14 protein-coding genes are annotated in these 14,124 nt (G+C 55.1%); 11 read left to right on the top strand and 3 right to left on the bottom strand.

The window, feature by feature from the left end:
• Window positions 1-4: 4 nt before the first annotated feature.
• Window positions 5-214, bottom strand: a complete 210-nt coding sequence (locus GSUB_RS19105) for a hypothetical protein (RefSeq protein WP_158414075.1) — start codon at window positions 212-214, stop codon at window positions 5-7.
• Window positions 215-243: 29 nt separating this feature from the next.
• On the opposite strand from GSUB_RS19105, the gene GSUB_RS10665 reads away from it, so the two are divergent.
• The 4 genes from GSUB_RS10665 to GSUB_RS10650 all read left to right on the top strand — a co-directional run bounded on the left by GSUB_RS10665 (window position 244) and on the right by GSUB_RS10650 (window position 2,806).
• A complete protein-coding gene (locus tag GSUB_RS10665) occupies window positions 244-687 on the top strand; it encodes an Hsp20/alpha crystallin family protein (RefSeq protein ID WP_040200751.1) in 444 nt (147 codons plus the stop codon).
• 20 nt (window positions 688-707) lie between these two features.
• Complete coding sequence (locus GSUB_RS10660; RefSeq protein WP_040200749.1) at window positions 708-1,103, top strand: Hsp20/alpha crystallin family protein; 396 nt, start codon at window positions 708-710, stop codon at window positions 1,101-1,103.
• 58 nt (window positions 1,104-1,161) lie between these two features.
• Window positions 1,162-1,656, top strand: coding sequence for an Hsp20/alpha crystallin family protein (locus GSUB_RS10655; RefSeq protein WP_040200747.1), 495 nt, complete (start codon window positions 1,162-1,164; stop codon window positions 1,654-1,656).
• Window positions 1,657-1,894: 238 nt separating this feature from the next.
• Complete coding sequence (locus tag GSUB_RS10650) at window positions 1,895-2,806, top strand: hypothetical protein (protein WP_040200746.1); 912 nt, start codon at window positions 1,895-1,897, stop codon at window positions 2,804-2,806.
• A 169-nt stretch (window positions 2,807-2,975) separates the two neighbouring features.
• Here GSUB_RS10650 and GSUB_RS19395 read toward each other — a convergent pair whose 3' ends face one another.
• Window positions 2,976-3,149, bottom strand: a complete 174-nt coding sequence (locus tag GSUB_RS19395) for a hypothetical protein (RefSeq protein ID WP_158414074.1) — start codon at window positions 3,147-3,149, stop codon at window positions 2,976-2,978.
• 322 nt (window positions 3,150-3,471) lie between these two features.
• Window positions 3,472-5,283: a translational GTPase TypA gene (gene typA / locus GSUB_RS10645; protein WP_040200745.1), complete on the bottom strand. Its 1,812-nt coding sequence runs from the start codon at window positions 5,281-5,283 to the stop codon at window positions 3,472-3,474.
• A 245-nt stretch (window positions 5,284-5,528) separates the two neighbouring features.
• Here typA and GSUB_RS10640 point away from each other — a divergent pair, with 245 nt between their 5' ends.
• The 7 genes from GSUB_RS10640 to GSUB_RS10610 all read left to right on the top strand — a co-directional run bounded on the left by GSUB_RS10640 (window position 5,529) and on the right by GSUB_RS10610 (window position 13,988).
• Window positions 5,529-6,764, top strand: coding sequence for a M48 family metallopeptidase (locus GSUB_RS10640; RefSeq protein WP_052464858.1), 1,236 nt, complete (start codon window positions 5,529-5,531; stop codon window positions 6,762-6,764).
• Between the two features lie 89 nt (window positions 6,765-6,853).
• Window positions 6,854-7,252, top strand: a complete 399-nt coding sequence (locus GSUB_RS10635; protein WP_144402000.1) for a PH domain-containing protein — start codon at window positions 6,854-6,856, stop codon at window positions 7,250-7,252.
• Between the two features lie 127 nt (window positions 7,253-7,379).
• On the top strand, window positions 7,380-8,723 hold the full coding sequence (gene miaB, locus GSUB_RS10630) for a tRNA (N6-isopentenyl adenosine(37)-C2)-methylthiotransferase MiaB (RefSeq protein WP_040200743.1): 1,344 nt from the start codon (window positions 7,380-7,382) through the stop codon (window positions 8,721-8,723).
• Between the two features lie 73 nt (window positions 8,724-8,796).
• Window positions 8,797-10,683: a GGDEF domain-containing response regulator gene (locus GSUB_RS10625; protein WP_040200742.1), complete on the top strand. Its 1,887-nt coding sequence runs from the start codon at window positions 8,797-8,799 to the stop codon at window positions 10,681-10,683.
• A gap of 8 nt (window positions 10,684-10,691) precedes the next feature.
• A complete protein-coding gene (locus tag GSUB_RS10620) occupies window positions 10,692-12,167 on the top strand; it encodes a DUF4388 domain-containing protein (protein ID WP_040200741.1) in 1,476 nt (491 codons plus the stop codon).
• The gene (locus tag GSUB_RS10615; RefSeq protein ID WP_040200739.1) at window positions 12,160-12,813 is read left to right on the top strand and encodes a histidinol phosphate phosphatase domain-containing protein; all 654 of its coding nucleotides are present in this window, start codon (window positions 12,160-12,162) and stop codon (window positions 12,811-12,813) included. Before GSUB_RS10620 ends, GSUB_RS10615 begins: the two co-directional genes overlap by 8 nt.
• Before the next feature lie 104 nt (window positions 12,814-12,917).
• Window positions 12,918-13,988 (top strand): M42 family metallopeptidase, encoded by a 1,071-nt coding sequence (locus GSUB_RS10610; protein WP_040200737.1) that lies wholly within the window; start codon window positions 12,918-12,920, stop codon window positions 13,986-13,988.
• The last annotated feature ends 136 nt before the right edge of the window (window positions 13,989-14,124 follow it).

Genomic DNA, 14,124 nt, shown 5'->3' with positions numbered 1-14,124 from the left:
TTGTTCAAAAAGCCAAGAAACCGGTGCCCGTTGCAAACAAGCGCTGGACGCCGGGCCGGTCTATTTTAGCGAAGGTGTCTGCATTTGCAATAAAAGGGTTGAAGAAGGGGGAAAAGGTGACCGGACGTGCGTCATTTTTTCTGGACTCAGTTTTTGAAATCATCTCAAATTCTGATACATTAAGAAGCAGAGAAACCCATTGCAGTCGGTTCAAGGCGTTGCATCTGAAAGGAGGCGAAAACCATGGCATATCCGGATATTTTCAGCGAAATGGAAAATCTGAGACGCGAAATCGACGATGCTTTTCGTGGATTCGGCATGGGACGGGCTGTCCCCGGCTTTCTGCCGGGCATCGGCACGTCCCGGTATCCGGCCATCAACCTCGGCGAAGACCATGATAATCTGTACGTGCAGGCGTTGATGCCCGGTGTGGATCCCCAGCATGTCGAACTCAACATTATGAAAGGCACCCTGACCATTGCAGGGGAACGCAAGCAAGGCGATGAAAATGAAAAAACCTGGCATCGGCGTGAGCGCGGCATGGGGCATTTTCTGCGGGCGGTCGAACTGCCGTCGGCAGTGGACCCGAATAAGGCGAAGGCGCGGTACGACAACGGCATACTGACTGTCACGTTGCCTAAAGCCGAAGAGGCCAAGCCGAAGAAAATTAATGTATCTGTTGCCTGAACTCGTTAAGGAGGTGCCTTATGGAAAAACGAACCATCCCCGTCACGCGGCAGGGTTCCTCACCGTCGACACAGGAGCAGGGACGCCCCTGGGAGCATGCGGCACGCCCAGCCGTCGACATCTTCGAAACCGAGGATAACCTGACGCTGGTGGCGGATCTTCCCGGTGCGGATAAAGATCAACTTGACATCAATCTCGATCAGGGAATTCTGACACTGAAGGCCAAAGTCGCCAATCCGGAACAGGGCCATGCCCTGTCGCGGGAGTTTACCCCCTCTCACTATTTTCGACAGTTTCATCTCCCTGATCAAATTGCTGTTGATCGGGTTTCGGCAGAATTCAGGAATGGCGTTCTGACTCTGGTGATGCCCAAAACCGAAGCGGCCAAACCGCGTCGCATCGAAATTCATCACTGATTCGATTGCCGTTGTTTAAGGACGGAAGCCGAGAAGAACAACAGAAAGGAGGAGGGTTATGGCTCTAAGAGAAATGATGCCCTGGAGAAAACAACAACTCTCCCATGGACGTGAGGAAGAGAATCCCTTCCAGGCTCTTCAACGCGACATGAATCGCATGATGGAACGTTTTCAAAGGCGTTTCGGGCGGGGAGATCTTGCCCCGGGCGAGGATCTCTGGGAAGGGTTTTTTCCCACCGTCGATGTATCGGAGAACGAAAAGGAGATCCGGGTTACCGCTGAGATCCCCGGTATCGATGAAAAGGATCTCGACCTGACTCTCAGTGGCAGCAACCTGGTCATCCGCGGGGAAAAGAAGAGCGAAAAGGAGGAAAAAGAGGAGCACTATTACCACAAGGAAAGCAGCTATGGGGCTTTCCACCGCGTGATTCCTCTGCCTGCGGAGGTTGAGGAAGACAAGATTGAAGCCACTTATCGCAAGGGGGTGCTCAAAGTCAGGCTTCCCAAGTCCGAACAGGCACAAAAATCACGGAAAAAGATTGAGATTCATTAGGGGTTGTGTCGCTCCGTCACGCGTAAATTAAAAAAGAGTATTGCCGCCGGCGTATCGCATCCGGCGGCATTTTGAATTCTTTCGCCTCTCGCACAAAGATGATTGTTTTAACAGGACGGGGTTTAAGGTAAAATGAAGTTAACTTTGTTTCCCCGGGGCCGTTGTATGGGGGTACAGCAAGCCCAATTCTCTGTTTGTCGCCCAAACGCCCTGATATGACTGTTTCTCTGGAGATGTTATGCGATTATTTAAAGCATTGACCCCGTTGATTCTGCTGTGTTGTGCGCTCGCTGCTTGTGGCGGGCCGGATAAGCCCGCCTGGCTGGTCAATGATCCTGAAGGATATGATACCAAATCTTATGTCTTTGCACGCGGCGCAGGCGATTCACAATTGGAGGCTGAAAAGCAGGCCCGCCTCTTCATCCTGCAGCAGATTGCCCCCGCCTACTTTGCCTCCCAGGAACCTTTCGTGCTGCTGGCAGAAAAAAATATTACGACACTCGATTACTGGAAAGACGAAAAAGAAGGGCAGCATCATGTGATAGCAACTCTTGACCGGCGAGAGGCTGTTGTTCCTCTGTGGAAGGCCGTACAGGAACTTGAAGAAGGTGTTGATTTTGCGCTGGACCAAGCTCAGGAAGAGCCTTCCCGCGCCGAGCAGATGCAGCGTTTGGAGCTTGCTTCTGAGTTGCAGAGAGCTAGATCCGTTCTGGCAGAACGGATCAAGGTCGTTCAGCCAGATGCCTCCATTGATGCAGGAGCTGCTCTTTTGGCTGAGATCGAACACCGCATGAGCGCGCTGCTTCGGGGCATGACCTTCAATGTGGAGGTGCAGGGTGATACGGAGGGAGTGACGCGCGGCGGTCTGGTTCGCACCATGGCGGGAAGAGGGTTGGAATTGGCGCCGGCATTCGATCGGGATCTGCTGGTGCAGGCGCAGGTTGAACTTGATCAAAGCCCGGGGCGGATGGAAGCCAGCGCGCTGCTGAAAGCATTTGATGATCAGGGGCGCCTGCTTGAAAGTTTTGATCTGTCGGTGCAGGAGACTGAGGCTGTTTCAACGGAGATGATTCTGGAAAGCTTAGGTCGAACGGCCGCGGACCGCTTGATCGTTCTATTGCAGCGCGGGGGAGAAGGGGACATAAAATAATTCCCAGCCACGCGATGCGCGGCTGGGAATATAGGCTCTTAATATGACTTGAATTGTCCGATTACTTATATTTGAATAGATCGGAAGCGTTTGGTGGGGAAACCTTGCAGGTTTGCGGGCCTTATCGCCCGCAGAAAACCCTTGTTGTGGGTCAGTTTCTTGGTTTTGATTACAGGTTGACCGCCTGTTGGCGGGTTGATCCGTGCACCATGAGATTTTTGGTCCCTTTACGTACCCACACAGCACCGCAATCCCCGCATTCCTGCAGGTTTTCAGCATAGCCGTCCGAGTGAGTATCGATTTCTACATGAGTCTTGCCTTTGCAGACCGGGCATTCAATCATTTGTGTCACCTCTTTTGTTTGTTATTTGGTTCTTTATCCCATAACTGATTGTCAGTATAACGATTTCGCGCCGGGGATGCAAGCTTTTTGATCCAAAAAATGCAGGAAAAACAGATATTTATGGCGCTCTCGTTTTAAGGACCATACCGTTATTTTATTTTTATCGCCCGGTATACACCTATTGAACAGTGAAATCCTTTCAACTATCTGATTTCGTTTTAAAAAAATCGATTTAAACTCTGATTTTGTTTTTTGGATTTTATTTGGTCTGACCAATTCGGCTTTCCGTAAAGTTGTTGCTTTTCACAAGGAATCCAGATGGTCACTTGTTTTTTTTCTCGTATTTCTTTCTTTCGTTGGCGTCGAGATATTTTTTCCGCAGGCGAATCGAGGTCGGGGTGATCTCCACCAGCTCATCCTCGTCGATGTATTCCAGCGCCTGTTCCAGGCTCAGGTTGCGGGGCGGAGTCAGGCGAATCGCTTCATCGCTGCCGGAGGCGCGTACATTGGTGAGCTTTTTCCCTTTGCAGGGGTTCACAACCAGGTCGTTCTCCTTGGCGTGCTGTCCGATAATCATGCCTTCGTAGACATCCACTCCCGGTCCAACGAACAGAATTCCGCGATCCTGCAGGTTGAACAGGGCGTAGCCTGCCGTTTCGCCGGCCTCCAGGGCAATGAGAACTCCGTTTTTACGCCCCTGGATCGCGCCTTTGAAGGGGGCGTATCCGTGGAAGGTGTGGGTCATGATGCCGGTACCGCGGGTGTCGGTGAGAAATTCGGTTCTGAAGCCGATCAGACCGCGGGCGGGGATCACGAATTCGAGTCGGTTGATGCCGTCCATGGGCTGCATGGAGACCATTTCCGCCTTGCGGGTGCCAAGTTTTTCAATCACGGTCCCCTGGAATTCTTCAGGAACATCGATTACGAGGTATTCCATGGGTTCGCAGACCTCACCGTCGATCTCCCGCATGATGACCTCGGGTTTGGAAACCGCTAGCTCAAAACCTTCCCGGCGCATATTTTCGATCAGAATCGACAGGTGCAATTCCCCCCGGCCGGAGATTTTGAAGGTGTCGGTGTTCTCGGTGTCTTCAACCCGAAGTGAGACGTTGGTGCGAAGTTCACGCTGCAGTCGTTCGCGGATCTGCCGCGAGGTCATGAACTTGCCCTCGCGACCGGCAAAGGGGGATGAGTTGACCATGAAATTCATTGCAATGGTTGGCTCGTCAATGGAAACATAGGGCAGGGCATGGGGGTTGTCGATGGCGGCGAAAGTCTCTCCGATGCCGACCTTCTCAAAGCCTGCTATGGTGACGATATCGCCCGCCGATGCAGACTCGATCTCGACCTGCTTGAGCCCGTCGTAGCCGAGCAGTTTGGAGATGCGGCCGCGCACGATCTCCCCGCCGCGTTTGACCAGCGCCAACGGGTCGCCGGTGCGGATGCGGCCATTGAATATCTTGCCTGTGGCGATTCGCCCGATATAGTCATTGTAGTCGATGTGGGTGATAAGCATCTGGAAGGGTCGATCCGGATCTGCTTCCGGCGGTGCGACGCGTTCGCCGATCATCTGGAAAAGAGGTTCGAGATTGTCCGAATCCTGGGCCATCTCCTTTTTTGCGTATCCTTCTTTTGCGCTGGCGTAGACGAGGGGAAAGTCAAGCTGGTCCTCGTTTGCGTTGAGTTCGCAGAAAAGGTCGAATACCATGTCTACCACCTTTTCCGGCCGGGCGCCGGGGCGGTCGATCTTGTTGATCACGACGATCGGTTTGAGGCCGAGATCGAGGGATTTCTTGAGGACGAAGCGGGTTTGGGGCATGGGGCCGTCGCAGGCATCGACCAGCAGCAGGACCGAATCGACCATTTTCAGAACACGCTCCACCTCGCCGCCGAAGTCGGCGTGACCCGGGGTGTCGACGATATTGATTTTGAGATCGCCATGACGGATGGAGAGGTTTTTGGCGAGGATCGTGATACCACGCTCCTTTTCCAGGTCGTTGCTGTCCATCACTCGCTCGGTGATGACCTGGTTGTCCCGGAAGATGCCGGACTGCTTGAGCAGGGCATCAACCAGCGTGGTCTTGCCGTGATCGACATGGGCGATAATGGCGATATTGCGGATGTTTTGCGACATTTGAGAAGAGACTCCTTGAACGTATTTGCGGTTTGATTGGAAAAACCCTCCAATATTAGTTGAATTTACGGACAAAGGCAAAATAATATCGCGGGTTCTGAATTTTTCCGTTTGGGGCGATGTGCAGTGCCCACAGAAGATTATCGAAAAGGATAGTCGGCATGAATGATAAAAGATGGTGGTCAATGCGATGGATCGTTCTAGCGCTATTGGGGATAATGTTGGCAGGATGTGCCGTTAATCCCGTGACAGGGAAAAGAGAGCTGGCGCTGATCCCTGTCCCCGAAAGCCAGGAAATCGAATTGGGACAGGCTTCTTATCCCCAGGTGATCCAGCAGATGGGCGGCAGCTATCCCGATCCGCAGTTGAATGAATATGTGGACACCGTCGGCAAACGCCTGGCGCGTTACAGCCACAGGCCTGACCTGCCCTATCAATTCACGGTCATCAACGATTCCACACCAAATGCGTTTGCCCTGCCCGGTGGACCGGTCGCCATTACCCGGGGGCTGCTGACCGTTATGGAAAATGAAGCACAGCTCGCTTCGGTGTTGGGCCACGAAATCGCACATGTGACGGCGCGTCACTCGGTCCAGGGAATTCAGCGCGGAGTGCTGCTTGAGTTAGGGGTCGGGGTGCTGGGAAGTCTGACTTCCCAGACCGCCTATGGGGGACTGACCAGCCAGGCCGGTCAGATTGCAGCCAGCTTGATCAACAATACTTACAGCCGGGAGCAGGAGCGCGAATCGGATCGTCTCGGCATCGATTATATGGTGCGGGCCGGCTACAACCCGCAGGGCGCGGTTGAGCTGCAGGAACTCTTTTATCGCAAACTCGAGGGGGGGGCGGAGCCGGATTGGCTTAGCGGTCTTTTCCGCACCCACCCCTTCAGCAAGGAACGGATGCTGGAAAACCAACAGTACATTCAAGCCAATTATCCCCCTTCACGAATCGGCAGTGACATGCAGACCAATGCGACCGCCTTTATGCAGGCGACCGCCGGATTGCGGGAGAAAAAGAAAGCCTATGACCTCTACGACGAGGCGCGTCAGCTTGAAGCCCAGGAACAGTATCAGAAAGCCATTGAACTTTATCAGCAGGCGTTGCGGATAGCCCCGCAGGAATCTCTGATCCTGACGGGGGTCGGTCTGGCCTCCCTCAAGATCGGCGATACGATTCCGGCCCAGAGGTATCTGCGTCAGGCCGTTGACCTGCATGGAGAGTATTTCCAGTCGCGCATGGGGCTTGGTTTTGTCCTTCTGGAAAAGAGAGAGCCGGCTGCCGCGGTGGAGCATCTCGAGTACAGTATGAAGCTTCTGCCGACCCCCCAGGCCGGTTATCTGCTGGCACAGGCCTATGAAGGGGTGGGTCGCAGAAACGATGCGCTCGCTCTTTATCAGGAAGTCGCGCAGGCCGCCCCCGACAGCAAAATCGGACAGGCAGCAGCACAGCGGGCGCAGCAACTGCAATCTGCCCGGTGAATCGAGATCACTTATTGAGGCCCGGCGAAAAGCTCAGGTGGGAGGCCAAGCCGGCGCCGCGCTGTTATACGTTCCGCGGGTTGAACCTGATGCGATTTTCTGCCCTGCTTTTCGGCGCAGCGGTACTGGCCGGCGTTGTGGTGCGGCTGGGAGGCGAATTGCATGATTCTGTTGTGCTTTCCCGCCTGGTATTCCTCCTCCCATTGATTGCGTTGCTCCTGGGGAGTGTCCCGCCGGTGCTGGCGCGTGTGGAGTGGCCCGGAGTCTTTTACCTTCTGACCGACCAACGCCTCATTGTCCTGCGCGGTTTTGGGCGCAGGAGGATCTCCGAACTAGAGTTGCACGAGGTTCGGGATGTCCAATTCTTCCCTCTGGGTAGGCATCTGGCTCATGTGCGGATACGGGGGCAGGGCAGCCCCCGTTCTTTGACCCTGTGCTGCATCGAATATCCCGAACATCTGATCGACTTGCTCGAGCGCGCTGATTGAACAGGACAAGCCCTGTTACTTAAAGCTTTCCGGGGTTTTTCAGTCCATGTTAATTTGTTTGACATCGCTGCCGCCGATTGACTACCATGACCGCCATTCATCCAAAATAAGGGTTTAATTGAAAGAAATGTCGAAGTTTTTCTATCTTGAAACATTCGGTTGCCAGATGAACGTGGTGGATTCCGAGCAGATTGTGGATCTGCTGCAGGCTGGAGGGTACCGGCCTGTGGAAGATCCTGAGAACGCCGATCTGATCCTGCTCAATACCTGTTCAGTGCGTGACAAGGCGGAACGTAAGGTTTACGGTCATTTGGGACGTTTCAAGCCTCTCAAGCAGCGCCGACCCGACCTGATCATCGGGGTCGGCGGCTGTGTCGCCCAGCAGGAGGGTGAGCGTCTTCTGCAGAAGCTGCCCTTTGTCGACCTGGTTTTCGGAACTCACAATATCCACCGTCTGCCTGAAATGGTGGCCGGCGCCCAACGCCGCGATCGCCGGGCGGAAACGCAGTTTCTTGACCGGGAGACGCGCAAGAACCTGTTCCCTGAACGTTCGACCGATGGCAACATCACCCGGTTCGTCACCATCATGCAGGGGTGCGACAATTTCTGCTCCTATTGCATTGTGCCCCATGTCCGCGGCCGTGAAATCAGCCGTCCTTCCGCAGATATCCTGGACGAAGTGCGCGAAATGGCCGATCGTGGTGTCAGGGAGGTGACTCTTCTGGGACAGAATGTCAATTCCTACGGAGCCAACGAGCCGGGAGAGCTTTCCTTTGCCCAATTGCTTCACGAAGTCCATGAGGTCGAGGGAATCGAGCGGATCCGTTTTACGACATCGCATCCGAAAGATCTCTCCGATGATCTGATCCGGTGTTTCGGCGAGCTTCCCAAGTTGGCCACCCACTTGCATTTACCGGTGCAGTGCGGCTCTGATGCCGTTTTGGAAAAAATGAACCGTGGCTACACGCGCGAAGAATATTTGGATAAAGTGCAGCGGCTCAAAGAAGCCTGCCCCGATATTCGCCTGACCTCGGATATCATTGTCGGCTTTCCCGGAGAAACTGAGGAGCAGTTCGAACAGACCCTGACTCTGATGGAAAAAGTCCGTTTTGCCGATGTTTTCTCCTTCCTTTATTCCCGGCGCGAGGGAACGGCCGCGGCGGATCTGGAAGAGTCTCTGCCGCCGCAACGCAAACAGGAGCGCTTCGATCGGCTTCTGACATTGCAGCAGGCGATCAGTACAGGGATCTGGCAACAGGATGTGGGGCAAACTCTGCCGGTGTTGGTTGAAGGCGAGAGCCGGCAGAAGGGGGAACTTTTCGGCCGCACGACCTGGAACCGGATCGTGCACTTCGAAGCGGACTCATCATTGATCGGACGTATTGTGCCGGTGCGTGTGATCGCGTCCATGAAAAACAGCCAGCGTGGTGAACTGCCGGCCTCTGTCGAGCCCATGAGACGGACCGGCTGAGGCGACGGCCTCATTGCAGCCAATTTTTCATCCCTTCGTCACAGAACAACCCGTTGCTTGAGCGGAACCGGATATGGCCAAAGGGCGCATTCTCGCCATCGATGACGAAAAGTTTTTTCACGAACTCTATCGGGATCTCCTGACGCCTGAAGGATATGCCGTGCGTTGCGTCTCCGGCGGCGAGGAGGCTCTTGAGCTGCTTAAACGGGAAGATTTCGACCTGGTCATTTCCGATCTGGAAATGCCCGGTCTCGACGGCGTTGAAACCAGCCGTCGCATCAAGATGTTCAATCCCGACCAGGAAGTGATCGTGGTCAGCGGCAAGGCCGATGTCACGACGGCGGTGGCTGCTATGAAGCTCGGGGTGGCGGATTACGTTTTCAAGCCCATCAACCCTGAAGAGTTCCAACTGCTGATCAACAAGACCCTGTTTCGCAAAGCTCTTCACCAGGAGCACCACCGACTGCTCGACGAAAACATCGAGTACGCTTCAATCCTCACCACCTATCGTAAATGCCTGGCCTTTCTCCATGTACATGAACTTGATCGCCTGGGGGACCTGGTTCTCGACACCCTGATGGAACTGCTCAAAGCCGAAGGGGCCGTATTGTGGCTGGCCGGTTTCGGCGGACATTTTTTCAGACGCCGCTGCCGTCGGGGACTCGCCCGTGTGCCGGCCACCGAAGAAACGCTGCAGCCTGCCGGGGAACAACGGCGCCTGATTCTAAAGGGAGAGCCTGTCCTTCTCGAGGGCGATGACCGGATGTGGCTTCCCCTGGTCCACGGACACGAAGCCCTGGGGCTGATTCGCCTTGAATCACCGGTGGGGCGCAGCGCCTTTCAGAAAAACGACCTGGGTGTGGCCGCTGCGGTGTCTGAATTTGCCGGCAGCGCCCTGCACAATGTGCTGCTGCAGCGCGCCATCGAACAGCGCAGCCTGCGCACCCCGAGCGCTGAAGCCTACAACATGGCTTTTTTCCGTGATCACATGGAAAAAGAACTCAACAAGGTGCGGCGTTACGGTCGGCATCTTTCGCTGATTCGGCTGCGGGTGGAAAATTATGCCGAGCTGCACCACCATTTCCGCAATCGTGAGCTTGAATCGGCCATGTCGCGCATTATCGAGGCGATCAATACCATTCTGCGCGATGCCGACATCATGGCCATGTCGGCGGGGGACGATTTCTATATTCTGCTGCCTGAAACCGACTACTGGGGATCGCTTGTCACCCAGAAGCGCATCCGCAAAGCGCTGGCCGATCGCCTGACCTTGTGCGACCTGAAGAAAAGCCATCCCATTAAAGCCTATATGCGCTCTGCATCCTTCCCCCTGGACGGAGCGAGCTTCGAGGACCTTTCCGCGACCGCAGAAAAACGCCTTGATGGTTTGCGCAACAGTCTGTTTCTGAAAGAGAACTGGCAGGGGGCCTCCTTTTGGGATGTCGTCGGCCGCCTGCTCGGCCGTCCCGAGGATTACGATTTTTCATCGCAGGGCGTGAGCGTTTCTCCCCGCTTGAAGAGGTTTCAGGATGGAACCAGAAGCCGCTTTGTTCGCATGCCGGCACATCATCTCGATCTGATCCAGAGTGCGTTCTGCCGTGAAGTGATCGAGTCGGGCCGTGTGCGGGGCGTGATCTTTCGCGGGTGCGCTGATTTTGAGGAGATTCATCGCTCCCTGCCTTATCTTGAGCGTTTGGAGAACTCCGCAACATCCCTTTTTCTTGTAGGCGGCCGCGAACGGGTGCAATGGAGTTACCAGCGGACCCTGCCCATCTATATTGATGCGGAACCTTTTTCCCGGGTGCCTTTTCTGATGTATCTCAACGAGGATAGCGCCTACGCTTTTTTCGCCCGAAGACGGGGGCGGGAACTGGTCGGATTCCATACCTCCGATTTTTATTTCGTTGAAAATATGATCGCCAAGCTTCAGGAACAGTATCAGCTGCAGGTGCAGATCTGAGTATCTCTATGAACACGTCTACCGGTAAAAAAATTCTATTTGCCAGCACCCGTGGCGATTTTGCAGAAGTCGCCCAGGCCCTGGCGCGCCGCGGTTTTTCCGTTCATACCTGCGGCGATGGCAGTCAGGCTCTGGAGCGAGCCCTCGCCATGGTTCCTGACCTGATGGTCGTCGATGTCGATCTCCCCATGATCGACGGGCCTCGCCTCGGCCAGATTCTACGCGCCAATCCCCGTACGGACAAACTGGCCTTTCTCTTCGTCGGTCCCGAGGGGCGGGATGTCGAAGGTTTTCGCCGTCATCGCGATCACTACCTGGCACGCCCTTTCAATCACGAGCAGTTGTTGTCGGTGGCCCTGGGACATCTCAGTCGGCAGGAGCGCACTGAAGAGGTGACCCGGGGGGGGAAGCAGGTCGAAGGTGATCTGGAGCAGGTCTCATTGACGGATATGCTGCAGATTCTGGGACACAACCGCAAAGACGGCACCCTGAGGCTTGATCGCGACAGTGTTAGGGGAGAGATCCAACTTCTTGAAGGAACCGTTGTGAACGCTCGCCTCGGTTCCGTCGAGGGAGAGAAAGCGTTTTTCCGACTTCTGACCTGGGACAAAGGACATTTTTCTTTTTCACCCGGTGTCGCCGGCGGCGAAGTACGCATCACGCAGCCCCTTGATCATCTGATCATGGAAGGTTTGCGGCAGAGCGATGAACTCAACGCCATGTCCGGCGATCTGCCGCCGCACGATGCCCTTCTTGCTCTTAAAGTGCCCCTGGAGCGTCTGCCTCGCGGTCTGCGCCCGACCACCCAGGAGATTCTGGTGTTGCTCGAACACCACCCCCGTCTCGGAGATCTGCTCGATCACTGCCCGCGCAGCGATTACGATATCCTGCAGATCGTAAAAATTCTCATTGAGAAAGGTCTGATCGAGGTCCGGCGCGAACAGTCTACAGCCGGCACCTCGCGGTCGCTTCTGACCTCCGAGGAGATCATTCGTCTCAAAGACAGTCTGGGGGAAGGGGACAGCCTGCTGGAAGAAGCTTCCATGAAACTGCTGGTGCTCGCTTCAGCTTCCGAGGATGTTCAGCGTTTGATCCAATCTTTTCAGGGGATTGCCGAATTCAGAGTGGAACCGGGGGGCGCTGCGGCTCTTGGCCTGGGCACCATACACGATATTGGGTATCTGAGGCTTGGCGAGACCTTCTCTCTGCGCCTTCTGCTTCTTCCGGCCATGGAGGATGCCGGTCCCCTGTGGGCTCCGTTCTGCCGGCGTTTGTTGGGGGCTCTCTCTTTCGCCGTACCCGGCAAAACCGGATCCGCAGAGCAATTTTTTGCAAGCCGGGCCAAGGTGCCCCTGGCGCGGATTGTTTTCAATGAGGCGGACGGGGAAGGTTTCATGTTAAACAGGGGGGACAGGGAAGGAGTGCGCAACCTGCTTGTTTATCTGGCGACAGAATTCATTCAAAAGGACCGTGATCATGATTGATCTGCATATGCATACACTCTTCAGCGACGGCGAACTGATTCCTGCCGAACTGATTCGGCGCGCGGCAGTGGCCGGCTATGAAGCCATGGCTCTGACCGATCATGGCGACCTTTCCAATTTCGATTTCATCATTCCCAGGGTGGTTGAAGCCGCGGCTATTTATGGGGATGCCTGGGGGATAAAGGTGATTCCGGGAATCGAGCTGACTCATATCCCGCCGAATCAGATTGCTGCAGCAGCCATACGGGCGCGGGAACTGGGCGCCCGCATAGTCGTCTGCCACGGTGAAACGCTGGTGGAGCCGGTCGCGGAGGGGACCAACGCCGCCGCCCTGGCGGCGGATATCGATATTCTTTCTCATCCCGGGTTGATTCGCGATGAAGATGTGGAGCTTGCCGCCGCGCGCGGTGTCTGCCTTGAAATCACGACACGCAAAGGCCACAGTCTTACCAACGGGCATGTTGCGCAGTTGGCGAGAAAATACAAGGCCAAGCTGGTTGTCAACAACGACGCTCACGCCCCCGGAGATCTTGTTTCAGCCGAAATGTCCCGTAATGTGGCGCTGGGGGCGGGGTTGAGCGATGAAGAGTATGAGCAGTGTCGTCGCAACAGTGCCGCCCTGGTTGATAAGGCTATGAGGGGGTAAGGCGCGGGTTATAGGGTGTGAGGCCTTGGGCGTTGGGCTGAGGGCTGAGGGGCAAGGTGTCGGGTTTTGGTGTTTGAGCTACGAATTACAGACAGGTCTTATCCATGAATGAGAAACATTTCAATTTTCTTAAGGAACTGGTAGAGGCGCCCAGCCCTTCCGGATTTGAACAGCCCGCTCAGCGTGTCTTTCGCCGCGCGGTTGAAAATATTGCCGATGAATTACGCACCGACGTTATGGGCAACGTGATCGCCCGCCTCAAAGGGCAGGGTGAAAGTCCGCTCCGGGTCATGCTGGCGGGTCATTGCGATGAAATCGGTTTTATGGTCAAGCATGTCGATGATCAGGGCTTTATTTATTTCGCCGCTATCGGTGGTGTCGATGCCCATCTTGTGCCCGGGCAGAGGGTCAGAATCCACGGGCGGCGCGGCACAGTCAACGGTTTGGTCGGTAAAAAGCCTATTCATCAGATTGAACCCAAGGATCGCGAATCGGTCATCAAGATCAAGAGCCAGTTTATCGACATCGGATGCCGGAACCGGGACGAGGCGCAGGAACTGGTGTCGGTAGGGGACGCGATTACATTTGCAGTTGGTCTGGAGCGTTTGCAGAACGATCGAGTGACCTCCCGGGCGTTTGATGACAAGATGGGGGTTTTCGTTGTTGCCCGGGTGCTGGAAGAGCTGCGATCCCGGAAGGAGCTCGCCGTTGATTTTTATGGTGTTTCAACCGTGCAGGAGGAAGTCGGCCTGCGCGGCGGGGCAACCAGCGTTTACGGCGTCAACCCGGATGTGGGAATTGCCATCGAAGTGGGCTTTGCCACCGATTTTCCCGACGTCGACAAAAAGGAACATGGTGACATCCGCGTCGGCAGCGGCCCAGTAATCGGTCGAGGCCCCAACATCAATCCGGCATTGTTCGATCTCCTGGTGGAGACGGCTCGCGAAGAGCAGATCCCTTATCAGGTTCTCGGTCATCCGCGTGCCACCGGCACCGATGCCAATGTCATGCAGCTCTCGCGCGGCGGAGTAGCGACCGGGCTGGTCAATGTGCCGCTGCGCTATATGCATACGCCCGTGGAACTTCTCTCCCTCGAAGACCTGGAAAATACGGTGAAGCTGCTTGCCGCTTCCGTTTTGCGCATGAAAAGCCGCGAAGAGTTCATCCCTCAATAATCATTTTCTCTGTACCGGGTTTTTGTAAGTTGGGCTTGATATCAGGACGTCTCCTGGGATAGACTTACCAATTATTTTTTCTCGGGGGATGTTTTTCTTCACAGGAAAGAAAACGCCCCCGTTCAATTTTTCATTC

It is taken from the genome of Geoalkalibacter subterraneus (assembly GCF_000827125.1).
GTDB lineage: Bacteria > Desulfobacterota > Desulfuromonadia > Desulfuromonadales > Geoalkalibacteraceae > Geoalkalibacter_A > Geoalkalibacter_A subterraneus.
This window is presented reverse-complemented; position numbering and strand designations above follow the sequence as displayed.

What these genes read in the sequence shown, in the direction of transcription:
- GSUB_RS10615 (WP_040200739.1), top strand. Translation starts at nt 12,160, where the DNA reads ATGATTGATCTGCATATGCATACACTCTTCAGCGACGGCGAACTGATT.
- GSUB_RS10660 (WP_040200749.1), top strand. Translation starts at nt 708, where the DNA reads ATGGAAAAACGAACCATCCCCGTCACGCGGCAGGGTTCCTCACCGTCG.
- typA (WP_040200745.1), bottom strand. Translation starts at nt 5,283, where the DNA reads ATGTCGCAAAACATCCGCAATATCGCCATTATCGCCCATGTCGATCAC.
- GSUB_RS10625 (WP_040200742.1), top strand. Translation starts at nt 8,797, where the DNA reads ATGGCCAAAGGGCGCATTCTCGCCATCGATGACGAAAAGTTTTTTCAC.
- GSUB_RS10665 (WP_040200751.1), top strand. Translation starts at nt 244, where the DNA reads ATGGCATATCCGGATATTTTCAGCGAAATGGAAAATCTGAGACGCGAA.
- miaB (WP_040200743.1), top strand. Translation starts at nt 7,380, where the DNA reads ATGTCGAAGTTTTTCTATCTTGAAACATTCGGTTGCCAGATGAACGTG.
- GSUB_RS19395 (WP_158414074.1), bottom strand. Translation starts at nt 3,149, where the DNA reads ATGATTGAATGCCCGGTCTGCAAAGGCAAGACTCATGTAGAAATCGAT.
- GSUB_RS10655 (WP_040200747.1), top strand. Translation starts at nt 1,162, where the DNA reads ATGGCTCTAAGAGAAATGATGCCCTGGAGAAAACAACAACTCTCCCAT.
- GSUB_RS10620 (WP_040200741.1), top strand. Translation starts at nt 10,692, where the DNA reads ATGAACACGTCTACCGGTAAAAAAATTCTATTTGCCAGCACCCGTGGC.
- GSUB_RS10610 (WP_040200737.1), top strand. Translation starts at nt 12,918, where the DNA reads ATGAATGAGAAACATTTCAATTTTCTTAAGGAACTGGTAGAGGCGCCC.
- GSUB_RS10635 (WP_144402000.1), top strand. Translation starts at nt 6,854, where the DNA reads ATGCGATTTTCTGCCCTGCTTTTCGGCGCAGCGGTACTGGCCGGCGTT.
- GSUB_RS10650 (WP_040200746.1), top strand. Translation starts at nt 1,895, where the DNA reads ATGCGATTATTTAAAGCATTGACCCCGTTGATTCTGCTGTGTTGTGCG.